Origin of the sequence: Caldimonas sp. (assembly GCF_046289365.1) — a bacterium.
Classification (GTDB): domain Bacteria; phylum Pseudomonadota; class Gammaproteobacteria; order Burkholderiales; family Burkholderiaceae_C; genus Caldimonas.
On sequence record NZ_JBKBVU010000063.1, the window covers coordinates 1 to 16,007 of the forward strand.

A 16,007-nucleotide genomic window follows, 5' to 3' on the forward strand; every position below is an offset into this window, starting at 1 on the left:
GACGAGGAAGTTGCGCCCGGTGGCCGTGGGCTCGAGTTTGGGGTGGTTGGGGTTGGCCGGGATGATCGCGCGGCCGCGCGCCACTTCGTCCCGCACGAACTCAGGCGTGATCACCTCCGGCAGTCGCGCCCCGAGCGGCTGGCCCCGCAGGCGGGCCTCGCGCTCGGCATCGGCCAGGTGCTCGCGCATCCACTCACGCCGGCCGTTCTCGCGGATCGCGACGAATTCCATCTCGGGCGTGACGATGCCGCGCCGTGCATAGTGCATCTGCGTGACGTTGCCCCCCGCGCGCGCGCGGCGGGGCTGGCGCTGCAAGCCGGCGGCCTGGGCGCGCAAGGCTTTCAAGCGCTCGTGAGCCTCGTCGCGCAGGCCGTCATCCACGGCCTGGGCGGTGCGGCCCTCATAGACCTGCGTATCGCCGCGCGCCTCGATCCAGGGTTGACGCAGGGCCGGTAGGCCGCGGCGCACGTCAATGACGGTCTGCGGATCGGTGTAAGGGCCCGAGGTGTCGTAGAGCGTGACCGTCTCGCCGTTGGTGAGCCGCACCTCGCGCATGGGCACCCGCACGCCGGGATGCAGCGCGCCCGGCATCCAGACCTTGCGGGATGCGGGAAACGGCTCGCGGGCCTGGGCGAGCAACTGCGAAAACTTGTCGGGGGCGTTCATCGAGGGGCTCCTTTCCGGTTCATGGGTGCTCCGGAAAGTGCCCCTGGGAGGAGGCCCGGACCCGCCTGGGCCAGGACACGAGGGACAGATTCAGCTCTTCTTCCGCCGGTATTAACCGGATCAAGTTCATCGGGTTTGGCGTCTCACGCCATCTCAGCACACGGTGCACCCCGGAGCGCGTTGCAGTTTAGGACCCGGCAGCCTCCCGCGTCAAGGCAATGGCGCCCCGTGGCTGGCTATAGTGGCCGCTACCGACATCCCGGACTTCCTGCCGCCGACCATGCGACTGCCGCTTGCGAGCAAGTTGTCGTTCCGCCAGTTGCTGCTGGTGGCCTTCCTGCTGATCACCGCGCTGCTCGGCGCGGTGTTGCTGCGTGGCCTGTACACGCTGGAGGAACTGGTCAACCAGACCCAGGCCGGTGCCCAGCGCGCCGTCGTGCTCAGCACCGAGACCCAGGCCCTGGGCGAGCGCCTGGCCGCGATGGAACGCTCGGCCCGCCAGTTCCTGGTGCTCGACGATCCGGCGCTGCTCGAGCGCTTCGAGCAGGCTGCGGCCGAGGCCGAGGCGGGCCTCGCACGCCTGGACGAGGAATTGGGCGCCCCCCAGGTGCCGGCGTGGCCGCAAGCCGTGGCCCGGGTGCGGCAGGCCTTGCAGGGGCCGCGGGACATGCTGGCGCTGCGTGAACGCACTGTGGGCGAGGCCTTCGCCGAACTGGCCGACCTGCACACGGCACGCGCCATCCAGGTGCGTGCCGCCAACGAGGCCCACAACCGTGCCGTCCAGGAGGCCCTGGACGGCAGCCGCGCCCTGCTGGCGCGCCAGGTGCTCGCCGCCATCGTGCTGGCCGTGGGCCTGGCGCTGGTGTTCGGCTTGTGGCTGGCCCGGCCGCTCAAGCGCCTGGAACGCGCGATCGTCCAGCTGGGGGAAAACCGGCTGGACGAGCCCATCGAGATCCGTGGCCCGGCCGACGTGCGCGAGGTCGGCCGCCGCCTGGACTGGCTGCGTCTGCGGCTGGCCGAACTCGACGCCGACAAGGCACGCTTCCTGCGGCAGGTGTCGCATGAACTGAAGACGCCGCTGGCGGCGATGCGCGAGGGCGTCTCCCTCATCGAGGACGGCGTGACCGGCGCGCTGACCGACAGCCAGCGCGAGGTGGTGGCGATCCTGCGCCAGAACACCCTGATGCTGCAGCAGCAGATCGAAGACCTGCTGCGCTTCAACGCCGCCGCGTTCGAGGCCCGGCGACTGCAACGCGAACCCACCGACCTGCGCGAACTGCTGCAGGCCCGCATCGAGGAGCAGCGCCTGCAGTGGCAGGCCCGACAGTTGCACATCGAGCTGTCAGGGCAGGTCCCGCCTGTGGCGGTGGACCGCGACAAGCTGGGCACGGCGTTTCGTAACCTTTTGTCCAACGCCATACGCTACAGCCCCGTCGGCGCTACGATTCGCATCTTGCTGGCGCAAGACGGCGACCGCATCTGCCTCGACATCCTCGACGAAGGCCCCGGCATCCGCGAGAGCGACCGCGCCAGGGTCTTCGAGCCCTTTTACCGCGGCGAGATCCAGCCCGCCGGCGCCGCCCGTGGCACCGGCATCGGCCTGTCGATCGTGCAGGAGTACGTGGCCGCCCATGGCGGGCGGGTCGAGGTCCTGCCCAATGCGCCTGGCGCCCACTTCCGCATCGAACTCATCCATGCTCCCTGAACGGCTTCGGACCCTGCCCGCATTCTTCGGTGTGCTCATGGCGGCCTGCGCGCCCCTGCCCCAGGTGACCGAGGTCCGCACGGTGTCGGTGCCCCTGCGCGTCGAAGTGCCCGTGGCCGTGCCGGTCGTCGAGCCGGCCGATGCCGTGGCGCGACGCTTCGCGGCTCATCATGACCGTGTGCGCCTGCTCTCGCCGGCCGAACTGCAGCAGGAGATCGCCCGCATCGGCGATCCTGCCGCCTCGCCGGCGGCCACAGTGGAACTGGCGCTGGCGCTGGGATACACCCGGCAGCCGGCGGATCTGGCGCGGGCCATCGGTCTGCTCGATGCCCTGCTGCGCTCGGCGGCTCCCGAGGCCGCACCGTGGCTGCCATGGGCCCGCCTGCTGCGCTCGCGTTACGCCGAGCAGCGCCGAGCCGAGGAAGCGGCTGAACGCCAGGCCCAGCAGTTGCGCGACACCCAGCGCCGGCTCGAGCAGGCCCAGCAGCAGCTCGAAGCCCTGAAGGCCATCGAGCGCAGCCTCACCCAGCGCCCCCCGATGACCACCCCGGGCGGTGCAGAGGCGCGCCCGTCGCCCTGAGAGCGCCGCCATGAGCCGGATTCTGCTCGTCGACGACGATCCCGACCTGTTGCGGTTGCTGTCGATGCGGCTGACGGCCGCCGGCTACCATGTGCAGGGGGTGGACAGCGCCGAAGCCGCGCTGGCCCAGCTGGCCATCGAGCGGCCCGACCTCGTGCTCAGCGACGTGCAACTGCCCGGCATGGACGGCCTGGCCCTGTTCGATGCCATCCGCGCACGCCATCCGGCGCTGCCGGTCATCCTGCTCACCGCCCACGGCACCATCCCCGATGCGGTCGAGGCCACGGCACGCGGGGTCTTCACCTACCTCACCAAGCCCTTCGACGGCAAGGTGCTGCTCGACCGTATCGCCCAGGCCCTGGCCCTGGCCGCTCCGGACCCGCGCGACCAGACCGCCCGCGAGCCCTGGCGCGAGGCGATCGTGAGCCGCTCTCCCTTGATGGCCGATCTGCTGTCCGAAGCCAAGCTCGTCGCGGCCTCGGACGCCAGCGTACTGATCCGCGGCCCCAGCGGCTCGGGCAAGGAGCTGCTGGCCCAGGCCATCCACAAGGCCAGCGCCCGGGCCGGCCGGCCGTTCATCGCGGTCAATTGCGGCGCGATCCCTGAAGCGCTGCTCGAATCCGAGCTCTTCGGCCATGTCAAAGGCGCCTTCACCGGCGCGGTGAACCACCACCGCGGGCTCTTCCAGGCCGCCGACGGCGGCACGCTCTTCCTCGACGAGATCGGCGACATGCCGCCGGCCCTGCAGGTGAAGCTGCTGCGCGTACTGCAAGAGCGCAGCGTGCGACCGGTCGGCGCCAGCCAGGCGGTCCCGGTGGACGTGCGCATCGTCTCGGCCACGCACCGCGATCTCGATGCCGCGCTGCTGGAGGGGCAGTTCCGCGAGGACCTCTATTACCGGCTCAACGTCGTCACCCTCACCCTGCCGCCGCTGGCCGAGCGCCGCGAGGACATCCCGCTGCTGGCGCAGCACTTCGTCGAGCGCCTGGCCCGCAAATACGGCAAACAGATCAACGGCTTCGCGCCCGAGGCCCTGAAAGCCCTGGCCACCGCCCCGTGGCCTGGCAATGTGCGCCAGTTGCTCAACGTGGTCGAGCAGGTCTGCGCGCTGTCGACCACCCCGCTCATCCCCCTGAGCCTGGTGCAGCGGGCCCTGCGCGTGCCCACGGTGGAGGTGCTCGGCTATGCCGAGGCGCGGCGTCGCTTCGAGCGCGACTACCTGGTGGGCCTGCTCAAGCTCACCGACGGTCACGTCGCCGATGCCGCGCGCCTGGCCGAACGCAACCGCACCGAGTTCTACCGCTTGCTCCGCAAGCACGGTCTGACGCCAGAGCTGTTCCGCAACGACGCGCCTGTCGCCACCGAGCGACAGGAAAAATCTCCCGACTGACAGGCACTTGGCCGATGCATCGGCAAATGCGTCGCCAGATGGCGACGCCGGCCCGGCGTTTGCCCCGGTTGTCGCCCTCTCAACATCAAGTATCACTTGAGTTTATTGATCTATCTATCTGTCAAATCACGTTTTTCTTCAATTGGCACATGGTTTGCATGACAGGGGCGACCGCCCGCAGCTTCGCGGGCTCCATGCGGAGTCTTCATGCCCATGCTGGATCCTTCCACCTTGGACACGGTCCTGCCCGTCACCCCTGAGGCCCCACGCGCTGCCACCGCCCCGCCGCTGGTGCGGGGCCACATGCCGGCCCGTCCCTGGCTGGGCCTGCGCGCCGGGCTGTCGCAGGCCTTGCGGCAGTTCTGGCAAAGGGCCTCGCTGGCGGCGGCTGCGCAGCCGTCCGCCCCCTGGGAACATGCCGCGGCGCGGCGCCGTCGCATCTTTCTCTGCAGCGTCCTGACCCTGACCGTCCTGGCCACGGGGTGGCTGGCCCTGGAACTCCCGACGGCGCCCGACACCGCGACGCAGGCAGTGCAAATCTTGCAGCTGAGCCTGTTCGCGCTGCTCTTCGCCTGGGTCTGCGCGGGCTTTGCCACCGCGCTGATGGGTTTCATCGTGCGGCTGCGCGGCGACCGGCATGCGCTGTCGGCCGCTGCGGTGCGACACCGCCCGCTGCCCGAGGACGCGCGCACTGCCCTGGTGATGCCGATCTGCAACGAACATGTGCCCACCGTCTTTGCCGGGCTGAGGGCGACCTGCGAGTCCTTGGCGGCCGTGGGCGCGCATCGCCATTTCGACCTCTACATCCTGTCCGACAGCGCCGATCCCCGGCTGTGGGAGGCCGAGCATGCCGCCTGGGGCCGGCTGCGGGCCGCGCTGGCAGCGTCGGGCATCACGATGCAGATCTATTACCGCCGGCGCAAGCTGCGCACCCGTCGCAAGGCGGGCAATGTGGCCGACTTTTGCCGCCGCTGGGGCCGCCGCTACCGCTACATGGTCGTGCTCGATGCCGACAGCGTGATGAGCGGCTCCTGCCTGACCGACCTGGTGCGCCTGATGGAGGCCCACCCGCGCGCGGGCATCATCCAGACCCTGCCCCAGGCCGTGGGTCAGACCACGCTGCATGCCCGGGCCCAGCAGTTCGCCTCGCGCGTCACCGGCCGTCTGTACACGCTGGGCATGCAGTACTGGCAACTTGGCGAATCGCACTACTGGGGGCACAACGCCATCATCCGGGTCGAGCCGTTCATGGCGCACTGCGGCCTGGCCGATGTCCCTGGCCACGGCCCGCTGGCCGGTGAGATCCTCTCGCACGACTTCATCGAGGCCGCCTTGATGCGCCGCGCCGGCTACCATGTCTGGCTGGTGTCGGACCTGGGCGGCAGCTACGAGCAGAACCCGCCCAACCTCGTCGAGGAATTGCAGCGCGACCGGCGCTGGTGCCAGGGCAACTTGCAGAACTTCCAGCTCATTGCCGAGCCCGGGCTTCACCCCGTGCATCGCGTGATGCTGGCCACCGGGGCCATGGCCTATGTCTCGGCTCCCCTGTGGTTGTCCTTCCTGGCGCTGGGAGTGGCCCACTGGCTGCACGCCGCCTCCGGCGACGCCGGCCTGCCGCCCCACCACCTGCTTGCGCTGTGGGGGGTGAGCTTCGCATTGCTGATGCTGCCGCGCGTGCTGGCGGTCGTGGCCGTGTGGCTGCGCGGCGAACAGCGGGACTTCGGCGGCATGCCCGCCTTGATCCGCAGCGCCTGTGCCGAGGCGGCGCTCTCGGTGGCCCAGGCCCCGGTGCGCATGGTGGCCCACACGGGGTTCGTGATCGCCGCCCTCACCGGTTGGCGCATCGGCTGGACCTCCCCGGCCCGCGAGGCGCTCACCCTGCGCTGGCGCGACGTCCTGCGCCGCTTCGGGCCGGCCGGCGCGCTGGCCGCGTGCACCGTGCTGGCCCTGGGCAGTGCCCACTTGAGCGCCCTGCCCTGGCTGCTGCCGGTGGCCCTGCCCTTGCTGCTGGCGGCCCCGCTGGCCGTGTGGACCAGCCGCTCGGGACGGCGGGCGGTCACGCTGATGATCCCCGAGGAGCGGTCGGCCCCCCGCGTGCTGCGCAGCGCCTGGCGCTACGCCCGCGACCCCGTGTTGCGTGTCGCCTGAGCCCCCCCCCGGCTCAGCGGGCCGGCTCCAGCCTCAGGGTGGGCCCCTGGGCCTGCGGCGGCGCCCACAGCGGGACGTAGTTCACCTTCGTCCAGCGTTCGAGGAAGTCGTGGTAGTGGCGTGACAGCACGATGCCGGACTGGCCGCTCGAGTGCATCACGCGCGAGCGCGACGGGTCGTGCACGTCGTACAGGGCGCGCAGGCTCGGCCCATGCTCGTTCAGGTAGCGCTCGCCGGTGGTGGCATCGGCACGCAGGCTCACCCGCGCCACGTTCACCGTGTAGGTGTCCCCGCCCACCGGCGCACGCAACTCGAACAGCGGCGCCAAAGCCTTGACACGGCTGAAGGGGCGGTGCTCGGCACGGGCCTGGTGGGCCTGCCCCCACTGCCAGCGGGCCGGATCGGGGCCCTGCAAGGCCTCCAATTCCGCCAAGGCCTTGTGGAAGGCCGCATCGACCTGGTCCTGGCAGCTTTCGGTCACCTGTGGCGTGCGCTTGTCGTCGCACCACCAGGCATCGTCGCGCGCCAGGATGCCCTCCACCGCGTCGCGGTAGTTGCGCGAGCCCACCATCGTGCGCTCCAGGAGCTCGGGGCCCACCTCGTCGGCCAGCAGCCCCTCGGTGAGATGGCGGCTCCAGGCCCAGAACACCAGCGGTTCGGGACGCTGCGCGGCCATCGTGCCATCGAACTGCGCCAGCAGCGCCTGCACGGGCGCTGCCAGCCGATGCGAGGACTGCGCACGGCGCAGGAACGGCATCAGCTTCACGGTGGCCAGCGACAGCTCGTCAGCCTGCATCTGCGCAAAGCTGTCCAGATCGTGCCGCTGCCGGGCCTGCAGCAGCGCCTCGATGCGCTCCTGACGGTAGGGCAGCGCCCATTCGCTGCCCAGGTAATGCGGATAGTCCGGTCCGTGGATGCGCTGGTTGGCCGTGGCGATCCAGCCGCGCGCAGGGTCCACCTCGCGCGGGGTCAGCGCCGGGTCGAGGTAGCCCACCCAGTCATAGCGGGCCTCCCATCCCGGCGCCGGCACCTGGCCCTTCAGGTCATGGTCGGGCCCGCGCAGTGGCACCCGACCGGCAGCCACCCAGCCGATGCGGCCCTCGCGGTCGGCCACCACCATGTTCTGCATCGGGGCGATGTTCAGCGCGGCGGCTTCGATGAACGACTGCACGCTGGACGCCCGGTTCATCGCCAGCGCCGCCTCCACCGAGGTGTTGGGCACGTCCAGCGCCGTCCAGCGCATCGCCAGTGCATAGCGGGGCGCCTCCCTGGGCCCCGTCAGACCGTCCGTGCCGGCCGAAGGCGCGTCCGAGATCACCGGGCCATGGCGTGTCGCGCGCACGGTGAGCTTCACCTCAGGCCGGCCGCGCACCCGGATGGTCTCCTCGTAAGTCTCGAAGCGCGCCCAGCCCTCGGGGGTGCGGTACAGGGCCGGGTCGTCGGCGTGGATCTCTTCGAGGTACAGATCCTGCACATCCGGCCCGGTGTTCGTGAAGCCCCAGGCGATATGCTCGTTCTGCCCCAGCACCACGACCGGCAGGCCCGGCATCGTGGCCCCGGCCACCTTGAAGCCCGGAGCCTCCAGCCGCGCGAAGTACCACAGGGCCGGCGCGCTGAGCTTCAGATGCGGGTCGTTGGCCAGCAGCGGGTGCCCCGTCTCGGAACGTTGCCCCGACACCACCCAATTGTTCGAGCCCAGGCCCTCGATGCCCGAGGGCGGCGCGGCGTTCAGGGCGTGTTGTCCGAGCTTGCCGTCCACCTTCAGGGACCGATACAAGGCAGCATAGTCGGCCAGCGGCAAGGGCTGCTCACCCGGGTACGGCGGCATCAGCTCTTGGATGCGCTGCACCGGCAGGCTCAGCGCCAGACGCATGCGGATCAGCTCGGCATTCCAGTTGGCGCCCAGATCCCAGGCCATCATCGTCGCCCAGGCCAGGGTGTCGGCAGGCTCCCACCGCCCCGGCTGCAGACCCAGCACCAGGAACTCCGGCGGGCGGGCATCCATGTGCTGCTCCACGAAGGCATTGATGCCCGCTGCGTAAGCCTCGATGACGCGGCGCGTCTCGCCCTGCACGGCCTCCCACTGCGCCTGCGCCGTGCGCCGCACCCCCAGGGCACGCAGGAAGCGGTCGGTCTCCAGTGCCGACTCCCCGAAGGCTTCAGCCAACTGGCCGCTGCCAATGCGGCGGTGGGTTTCCAGTTGCCACAGGCGGTCCTGGGCATGGACGAACCCCAGCGCGAACATCAGGTCCTCCACATTGTCGGCGCGCAGGGTCGGAATGCCGTGGGCATCGCGGCTGATGCTCACCGGGGCGGACAGTCCGGACACGCGCAACTCGCCCTCGGTCTGGGGCAGCACCAGCACCCGGTAAGTCCACACGGTCGCGATCAGTGCCACCACGAGCAGCAACATGGCCGCCAGCATCCCTCTGAGCCACTTCACGGTCTTGCCTCCTTCGGTCGATCGTTCCGGACGCGGCCCGGTCATCGCGGGGCCGCGGTGTGCAGTGTGGCACAGCCGTGCAGGCTCCCCTGGGGGCCCCGTTGCGCCCTGTTGCGCGCCGGTGCGGCGATGGGCCGCGGATGGATGCAGAATCCCGATGCATGAACATCATCATCCTGGACGACTATCAGGACGCCGTGCGCAAGCTGCGTTGCGCGGCCATGCTGGAGCCTTACCACGCGAAGGTCTTCACCAACACGGTCAAGGGCATCGGCCAGCTCTCGGTGCGGCTGCGCGATGCCGACGTGCTGGTCCTGATCCGGGAACGCACGCAATTCCCGCGGCAGTTGTTGGAAAAACTGCCCCGGCTCAAGCTGATCTCCCAGACCGGCCGGGTGGGCCCGCACATCGACATCGAAGCCTGCACCCGGCTGGGCATCGCCGTGGCCGAGGGCGTGGGCTCACCGGTGGCGCCGGCCGAGCTCACCTGGGCGCTGATCATGGCAGCCATGCGCCGGCTGCCCCAGTACATCGGCAATCTCAAGCACGGGGCCTGGCAGCAGTCGGGCCTGAAGGCCGCCTCCATGCCCCCCAACTTCGGGCTGGGCATGGTGCTCAAGGGCAAGACGCTGGGCGTGTGGGGCTACGGCAAGGTCGGCCAGCTCGTGGCCGGCTACGGCCGGGCCTTCGGCATGAAGGTGCTGGTGTGGGGCAGCGAGGCTTCACGCCAGCGCGCCCAGGCCGACGGCTTCGATGCCGCCTTCAGCCGTGAGGCCTTCTTCGAATCCAGCGACGTGCTCTCGCTGCACCTGCGCCTGGTGCCCGAGACCCGCGGCATCGTCAAGCTCGACGATCTGCTGCGCATGAAGCCCACGGCGCTGTTCGTCAATACCGCTCGGGCCGAGCTCGTGGAGGACAACGCCCTGGTCAGCGGTCTGAACAAGGGCCGCCCGGGCATGGCCGCCGTGGACGTCTACGAGACCGAACCCCCTCTGCCCGGGCATCCGCTGCTGCGCCTGGAAAATGCCGTGTGCACCCCGCACATCGGCTACGTCGAGCAAGACAGTTATGAGCTGTACTTCAGCGCGGCCTTCCAGAACGTCATCAACTTCATCCAGGGCCAGCCCACCAACCTGGTCAATCCCGATGCCTTGAAGGTCTTTCGCGGATGAGCCCGCCCCCTGCCCCGGGACCGCAGGCGCTGGGCTCGACCCGGCGTGTGCTGATGCTGGGCAACTTCGTCATCGGCTGCGGTGTGATGGTCGTGGGCGGCACACTCAACGACCTGGCACACTCCCTACAGGTCTCGGTGGCCGTGGCCGGCCAGCTCATCGCGATCGCCGCCGTCGTGATGGCGGTGGGGGCGCCAGCGCTGGCTGTGTGGGTCTCGGGCTGGGACCGCCGCCGCCTGCTGGTGGGCGCCCTGCTGTGGTATGCCGTCGGCCATGGCCTGTGCGCACTGATGCCCGATTACGGCCACCTGTGGCCGGTGCGGGCCCTGACGATGCTGGCCGCCGCCGTCTTCACCCCCCAGGCGGCGGCCGCGATCGGCCACATGGCCCCGCCGCCGCAGCGCGGGCGCAGCATCACCACCGTGTTCCTGGGTTGGGCCTTCGCCTCGGTGCTGGGCATGCCCCTGAACGCCTGGATCGGCGAAACCTACGGCTGGCGTGCCGCGATGGCCTTCGTGGCGGTGCTGTCGCTGGGGGCGGCCCTGCTCGTCCACCGCCGCATGCCGGCCGGGATCCAACCGCCGGGCCTGAGCCTGCGCGCCTGGCGGGGCGTGATCGCCAGCCCGGTGCTGATGGCCATGGTCGGCGTGACGGCCCTGGCCGGAGCCGGGCAGTTCACCGTCTTCTCCTACTTTGCCCCCTACTTCCGCGACGTGTTGCAGGCCACGCCGGGCCAGCTCGCGCTCATCTTCGGCTGGTTCGGCCTGTGGGGGCTGGCCGGCAACCTGGTGCTCTCGCGCACGGTGGACCGCATCGGGCCGCACCGGGCGGTGGCCTGGCTGGTTGGCCTGATCGTGCTGAGCATGGCCTTGTGGCCGCTGGGCCGTGGCTTGGGCCTGACGCTGCTGGTGCTGGTGCCCTGGGGCCTGAGCTGCATGGCCTCGAACTCGGCCCAGCAGGCCCGGCTCGGTCATGTGGCCCCGTTGCTCGCCCCGGCCCTGATGGCGCTGAACACCTCGGCGATCTACGTCGGGCAGGCGGTGGGGGCCGCCACCGGCGGTTGGCTGGTCGCCCGCTCAGGCTATGGCGGGTTGCACTGGGTGGGTCTGGTCATGGTGGTTGCCGCCCTGGGCCTGAGCCTGTGGGCGCAGCGGGCCTGCGCACGTGCGGCGCCCCTGCCCGGCGCCCACGGGTAGCCAGCAAGGCTCAGCCCAAGGCCGACTGCAGCAGCGCCGGCAGCGGGCCGATGGCTTTCAGCGCATCGGGCGACGCATCGGCCGCCACCTCGGTCCACGGCCAAGGATCGTGAAAGCGCACCTCGGTGCGCCCGTCGGGTCCGCGCACCACGTCGATCTGCAGGGGCAGTTCGATCTCGCGGCTGCCATCGTCCATCACCACCGGGGTGACGCCGCCGGACAAGCCCAACACCAACGTGGCCCCGGGCCGCTCGTGCGGGACCCGCTTGGCAAAGACGACCAGGCCGTGAGACGAGGCGGCTGCCTCGATCTTGGAAACCGTCTCCTCGACATCGTAGGGACTGACCAAGGCATGGCGGCCAGGGCGTTCGACGGCTTCTTCCGTCTTGCCGCGCGCCAGGGGAGAGCTCAGGGCGGCCATCACGACGGCCACACAACCGGTCATCCACAGACGCAGGGGTGCACGGCGTTGCAGGGAACGTGGCATGGACTCCTCCTTGCGATACGACATACGACCGGCGTGACGACCCGCAGGCGCAGGTGCGCACACACCTCTCGCGGGCATCCCAGGACCGGCATCGGCCGCCGTGTGGGCGGCGTGCCCGGGGCTCGGGCGGCCAGGCCGGTGGGGCCGCCCGCCCAGGGGATGCCCTGGACAACGACGCTGTTTTACAACGAATTGGAGGCGTCTGTGTGAATTTCTATTGACAGTTCGATATTTTTACAATTGGCTGCGAAAGCCGTCGGTCATCGATCAATCGTGCTTGGTGCCGAAGATCTTGTCCCCGGCATCGCCCAGGCCGGGGATGATGTAGCCGTGCTCGTTGAGATGGCTGTCGATCGCGGCCGTCCAGCAGCGCACGTCCGGATGGGCGGCATCCAGGGCCCGGACGCCTTCGGGGGCCGCCACCAGCACCAGGGCCCGGATGTCCTTGCAGCCTTTGCGCTTGAGCAGGTCGATCGTGGCGTTCATCGAGCCCGCCGTGGCCAGCATGGGGTCGATGATGAGGGCGGTGCGCGCCTCCAGGTTGCCCACGAAGTTCTCGAAATAATGCTCGGGCTGCAAGGTGTCGTGATTGCGCGAGAGCCCCACGACACTGATCTTCGCGTTGGGAACCATGTCGAGCACGCCGTCGAGCATGCCGATGCCCGCCCGCAGCACGGGCACGACCGTGACCTTCTTGCCCTTGATGCGATCCACCTCGGTGGGGCCGCTCCAGCACTGCAGCGTGACCTTCTCGAGCGGAAAGTCGGCGGTGGCCTCGTAGGCCAACAGTCGGGCCACCTCGGAGGTCAGCTCGCGGAACTTTTTGGTGGAGATGTCGGCCTCGCGCAGCAGGCCGATCTTGTGCTTGACGAGGGGGTGCTGGACTTCGATGACAGGCATGGGACTCACCGGGAAGAAGACTTCGGCCCGGCGGTGCCGCCGGGCCGGCATGCCCGCAGTGTAGCGAGCCCCGCCCGGCGGGCAGGCTCGGGGGCTCAGCGCCTCTGTCGCAGCGCCTCGTACAGGCAGATGCCGCTGGCCACCGACACGTTCAGGCTCTCGACGGCGCCGCGCATCGGGATCGAGACCAGTTCGTCGCAAGTCCTGCGGGTGAGCTGGCGCAGGCCCGGCCCCTCGGCCCCCAGCACCAGGGCCACCGGACCCTTCAGATCGACGTCATAGACGGTCCGTGGCGCCTCCCCGGCCGTCCCCACCACCCAGATGTGGCGCTCCTTGAGCTCGCCCAGCGTGCGCGCCAGGTTGGTCACCATGAAATAAGGCACCGTCTCGGCCGCGCCGCTGGCCACCTTGGCCACCGTGGCGTTCACACCCACGGCATGGTCCTTGGGGGCGATCACCGCATGGGCGCCGGCACCATCGGCCACCCGCAGACAGGCCCCGAGGTTGTGCGGATCGGTCACGCCGTCGAGCACGAGCAACAGGGGGGGGCCGTCCAGACCGTCGAGCAGATCGTCCAGCGAGCGCGCCATGGGCAGCGGCTGCACCCTGGCCACCACCCCCTGGTGCCGGTGCGTGCCGCACAGCCGTTGCAGCCGATCGTCATCGCTTTCGATCAGCCGCACCCCGGCTTCCTGGGCCCGGGCCAGGAACTGGCGCATGCGCTGGTCGCGCCGACCGGCATCGGCATGGATCTCGATGATGGATTGCGGCGCGGTCTTCAGGCGCACCGTCACGGCATGGAAGCCGAACAGAATCTTCGCAGGGCTCAAGGTCGGGACTTTCGTGGACAGCGGCTCCATGGTAGCCGCGCTGCGCGGCCGCACGTGCTCAGACGGCTTCGGCCGCCGGCATCAGGCGGCCGGCTTCGAGGCGGATCTGGCGGTCGCAGCGGGCGGCGATGCCGCGGTCGTGCGTGACGAGCACCAATGTGGTTCCGCGCTCGCGATTGAGGGTGAACATCAGTTCCATCACGGTCTCGCCGGTGGCGAAGTCCAAGCTGCCGGTGGGCTCGTCGGCCAGCAGCAGCTCGGGCTCGACGACAAAGGCGCGGGCCAGGGCCACGCGCTGCTGCTCGCCCCCCGAAAGCACCCGCGGATAGTGGCGCAGCCGCTCGCCCAGCCCCACGCGTTCGAGCATCGCCGTGGCGCGCTGGCGGGCATCGGGCCGGCCCTGCAGCTCCAGCGGCAGCATCACGTTTTCCAGCGCCGTCAGATTGGTCATGAGCTGGAAGCTCTGAAAAACGAAGCCGACCTTGGCCGCGCGCACCGCGGCGCGCCGGTCTTCGTCCAGGGTGAAAAGGTCCACACCGTCCAGACGGACCGTGCCTTCGCTGGGGGTGTCCAGGCCGGCGATGATGGACAGCAAGGTCGACTTGCCCGAGCCGGAAGCTCCGACGATGGCCACCGATTCCCTCGGGGCCAGTGCGAAATCGATATCGTGGAGAATCGTCAGCGTGCCGGTGGAGTCCGTCACCCGCTTGGTCAGACGCTCCACGGCGATGATGGGTTCAGTCATGATCGTGCGCTTGCCAGGACGCCGCCACTTTATCGCGGCCACCACATTCCTCGCCTTTGCCGGGTTATCGCACCCCGTCGCGGCCTGGGCCGATGCGCCCGCGCGTATCCTCGTGGTGGGCGACAGCATGTCCGCCGAATACGGCATCGCCCGCGGCAGCGGCTGGGTGGCGCTGCTCGAGCAGCGCCTGCGGCGCGAAGGCATCGCTGCCACCGTCGTCAATGCCAGCATCAGCGGCGACACCTCCGCCGGAGGCCGCTCGCGCCTGCCTGCGCTGCTGCGCCAGCACCAGCCCACGCATGTGGTGATCGAACTGGGCGGCAACGACGCCCTGCGCGGCCTGCCGCTGGAGTCCACCCAGCGCAACCTGGCCGAGATGACCCGGTTGTCGCGCCAGGCCGGCGCCCGCGTGCTGCTGGTGGGCATCCAGGTGCCGCCTAACTACGGCCGGACTTACACCGAAAGTTTCGCCGCGATCTTCGAGCAGGTGGCCTCCGACGAAAAAGTGCCCCTGGTGCCCTTCTTGCTGCGTGGTGTGGCCGATGTTCCGGAGGCTCCCCGCTTCTTCCAGCCCGACCGCATCCATCCGAACGAAGCGGCCCAGCCCCTGCTGCTGGACAATGTGTGGCCCGCCTTGCGCCGGCTGCTCAAGCCTTGAGGCGCCCGGGATGCCTGTCGTTCCCGTCTGCGCGGCCGACGCGATCGCGCGCCTGGACTGCTTCGATGCCATCATCGACGCTCGCTCACCGGCCGAGCATGCCCTGGATCACCTGCCCGGGGCACTGAACTGGCCCTCGCTGGACGACGAACAACGGCGCATCGTGGGCACCTGCTACAAGCAGGTCTCGGCCTTCGAGGCCCGCAAGATCGGGGCCGCCATGGTCGCCCGCAACATCGCCGCGCACATCGAGCGTGAGGTGATGGACAAGCCCAAGGACTGGGAGCCGCTGCTCTACTGCTGGCGCGGCGGCCAGCGCTCCGGGGCGCTGGCCCTGGTGCTGGGGCAGATCGGCTTTCGCGTGCATCTGCTGGAAGGCGGCTACAAGGCCTGGCGCCGGCAGGTGGTGCACGACCTCGAGGCCCTGCCCGCCCGCCATGCCTGGCGGGTGCTGTGCGGACGCACCGGCTCTGGCAAGAGCCGCCTGCTGCAGGCCCTGAAGGCCCAGGGGGCCCAGGTGCTGGACCTGGAGGCCCTGGCCGAGCATCGGGGTTCGGTGCTTGGCCTCCTGCCGGGGCGCCCCCAACCCTCTCAGAAGCAGTTCGAGACCCGCATCTGGCAGGCCCTGCGGGGGTTCGACCCGGGCCGGGTGGTCTATGTGGAAAGCGAGAGCCGCAAGATTGGGCAGTTGCAGGTGCCGCCCGCGTTGATCGAGTGCATCCGCGCCGCCCACTGTCTGAGCATCGACCTCGCCCTGCCCGAGCGCATTGCCTTGCTGATGGAGGACTACGACTTCTTCGTCCGCGACGTGGATGCCTTGTGCCGGCAGCTCGACCACCTGGCCGCCCTGCGGGGGCGGGCGACGGTGGATGGCTGGAAGCAGGCCGCGCGAGAAGGCCGCATGGCCGAGATGGTGGAGGCCCTGCTCGTGCAGCACTACGACCCGAACTACGAGGCCTCCACACAGCGCAATTTCGTGCGCCACGCGCAGGCCCGCCGGCTCGCACCCGCATCATCCTCGCACGAGGCCTTCATGGCCTTGGCCCGCGAGCTGATCGGTGGCGGCGACTCGCCCTGAAAACCACCC

The 16,007-nt window shown here is 69.9% G+C and carries 14 protein-coding genes and 1 riboswitch; of the genes, 8 read left to right on the forward strand and 6 right to left on the reverse strand.

From position 1 onward, the window contains the following. Window positions 1-666: phosphomethylpyrimidine synthase ThiC (locus tag ACK42S_RS08430; protein WP_409705603.1), on the reverse strand; the 666-nt coding region annotated here is incomplete at its 3' end. A gap of 80 nt (window positions 667-746) precedes the next feature. Next, window positions 747-849: riboswitch (TPP riboswitch) on the reverse strand. Between the two features lie 97 nt (window positions 850-946). Here ACK42S_RS08430 and ACK42S_RS08435 point away from each other — a divergent pair. The 4 genes from ACK42S_RS08435 (at window position 947) to mdoH (ending at window position 6,489) form a co-directional block, all read left to right on the forward strand. Further along, on the forward strand, window positions 947-2,371 hold the full coding sequence (locus ACK42S_RS08435; protein WP_409705606.1) for a sensor histidine kinase: 1,425 nt from the start codon (window positions 947-949) through the stop codon (window positions 2,369-2,371). Next, window positions 2,361-2,951, forward strand: coding sequence for a hypothetical protein (locus ACK42S_RS08440; RefSeq protein WP_409705609.1), 591 nt, complete (start codon window positions 2,361-2,363; stop codon window positions 2,949-2,951). Before ACK42S_RS08435 ends, ACK42S_RS08440 begins: the two co-directional genes overlap by 11 nt. A gap of 10 nt (window positions 2,952-2,961) precedes the next feature. Beyond that, the gene (locus ACK42S_RS08445; protein WP_409705612.1) at window positions 2,962-4,341 is read left to right on the forward strand and encodes a sigma 54-interacting transcriptional regulator; all 1,380 of its coding nucleotides are present in this window, start codon (window positions 2,962-2,964) and stop codon (window positions 4,339-4,341) included. Window positions 4,342-4,554: 213 nt separating this feature from the next. Further along, window positions 4,555-6,489 (forward strand): glucans biosynthesis glucosyltransferase MdoH, encoded by a 1,935-nt coding sequence (mdoH, locus tag ACK42S_RS08450; protein ID WP_409705615.1) that lies wholly within the window; start codon window positions 4,555-4,557, stop codon window positions 6,487-6,489. Between the two features lie 13 nt (window positions 6,490-6,502). Here mdoH and ACK42S_RS08455 read toward each other — a convergent pair whose 3' ends face one another. Further along, on the reverse strand, window positions 6,503-8,914 hold the full coding sequence (locus ACK42S_RS08455) for a penicillin acylase family protein (RefSeq protein ID WP_409705641.1): 2,412 nt from the start codon (window positions 8,912-8,914) through the stop codon (window positions 6,503-6,505). A 179-nt stretch (window positions 8,915-9,093) separates the two neighbouring features. Between ACK42S_RS08455 and ACK42S_RS08460 the strand changes: the two genes are divergently transcribed. Beyond that, the gene (locus ACK42S_RS08460) at window positions 9,094-10,104 is read left to right on the forward strand and encodes a D-2-hydroxyacid dehydrogenase family protein (protein WP_409705618.1); all 1,011 of its coding nucleotides are present in this window, start codon (window positions 9,094-9,096) and stop codon (window positions 10,102-10,104) included. Then, window positions 10,101-11,300 carry an MFS transporter gene (locus ACK42S_RS08465; RefSeq protein WP_409705621.1) on the forward strand — a complete coding sequence of 400 codons (1,200 nt, stop codon included), beginning with the start codon at window positions 10,101-10,103 and terminating at the stop codon, window positions 11,298-11,300. Before ACK42S_RS08460 ends, ACK42S_RS08465 begins: the two co-directional genes overlap by 4 nt. Before the next feature lie 10 nt (window positions 11,301-11,310). On the opposite strand, the gene ACK42S_RS08470 is transcribed toward ACK42S_RS08465, so the two are convergent. The 4 genes from ACK42S_RS08470 to ACK42S_RS08485 form a co-directional block, all read right to left on the reverse strand. Next, complete coding sequence (locus tag ACK42S_RS08470; protein WP_409705623.1) at window positions 11,311-11,787, reverse strand: hypothetical protein; 477 nt, start codon at window positions 11,785-11,787, stop codon at window positions 11,311-11,313. 267 nt (window positions 11,788-12,054) lie between these two features. Further along, window positions 12,055-12,687 carry a uracil phosphoribosyltransferase gene (gene upp, locus ACK42S_RS08475; protein ID WP_409705626.1) on the reverse strand — a complete coding sequence of 211 codons (633 nt, stop codon included), beginning with the start codon at window positions 12,685-12,687 and terminating at the stop codon, window positions 12,055-12,057. 95 nt (window positions 12,688-12,782) lie between these two features. Next, window positions 12,783-13,517, reverse strand: coding sequence for a 23S rRNA (guanosine(2251)-2'-O)-methyltransferase RlmB (rlmB, locus tag ACK42S_RS08480; RefSeq protein ID WP_409705629.1), 735 nt, complete (start codon window positions 13,515-13,517; stop codon window positions 12,783-12,785). 58 nt (window positions 13,518-13,575) lie between these two features. Then, window positions 13,576-14,262, reverse strand: a complete 687-nt coding sequence (locus ACK42S_RS08485; protein WP_409705632.1) for an ABC transporter ATP-binding protein — start codon at window positions 14,260-14,262, stop codon at window positions 13,576-13,578. Here ACK42S_RS08485 and ACK42S_RS08490 point away from each other — a divergent pair. Further along, window positions 14,261-14,920 carry an arylesterase gene (locus tag ACK42S_RS08490; protein WP_409705635.1) on the forward strand — a complete coding sequence of 220 codons (660 nt, stop codon included), beginning with the start codon at window positions 14,261-14,263 and terminating at the stop codon, window positions 14,918-14,920. The genes ACK42S_RS08485 and ACK42S_RS08490 overlap by 2 nt on opposite strands. Window positions 14,921-14,930: 10 nt before the next feature. Further along, window positions 14,931-15,998, forward strand: a complete 1,068-nt coding sequence (gene mnmH / locus ACK42S_RS08495) for a tRNA 2-selenouridine(34) synthase MnmH (protein WP_409705638.1) — start codon at window positions 14,931-14,933, stop codon at window positions 15,996-15,998. The last annotated feature ends 9 nt before the right edge of the window (window positions 15,999-16,007 follow it).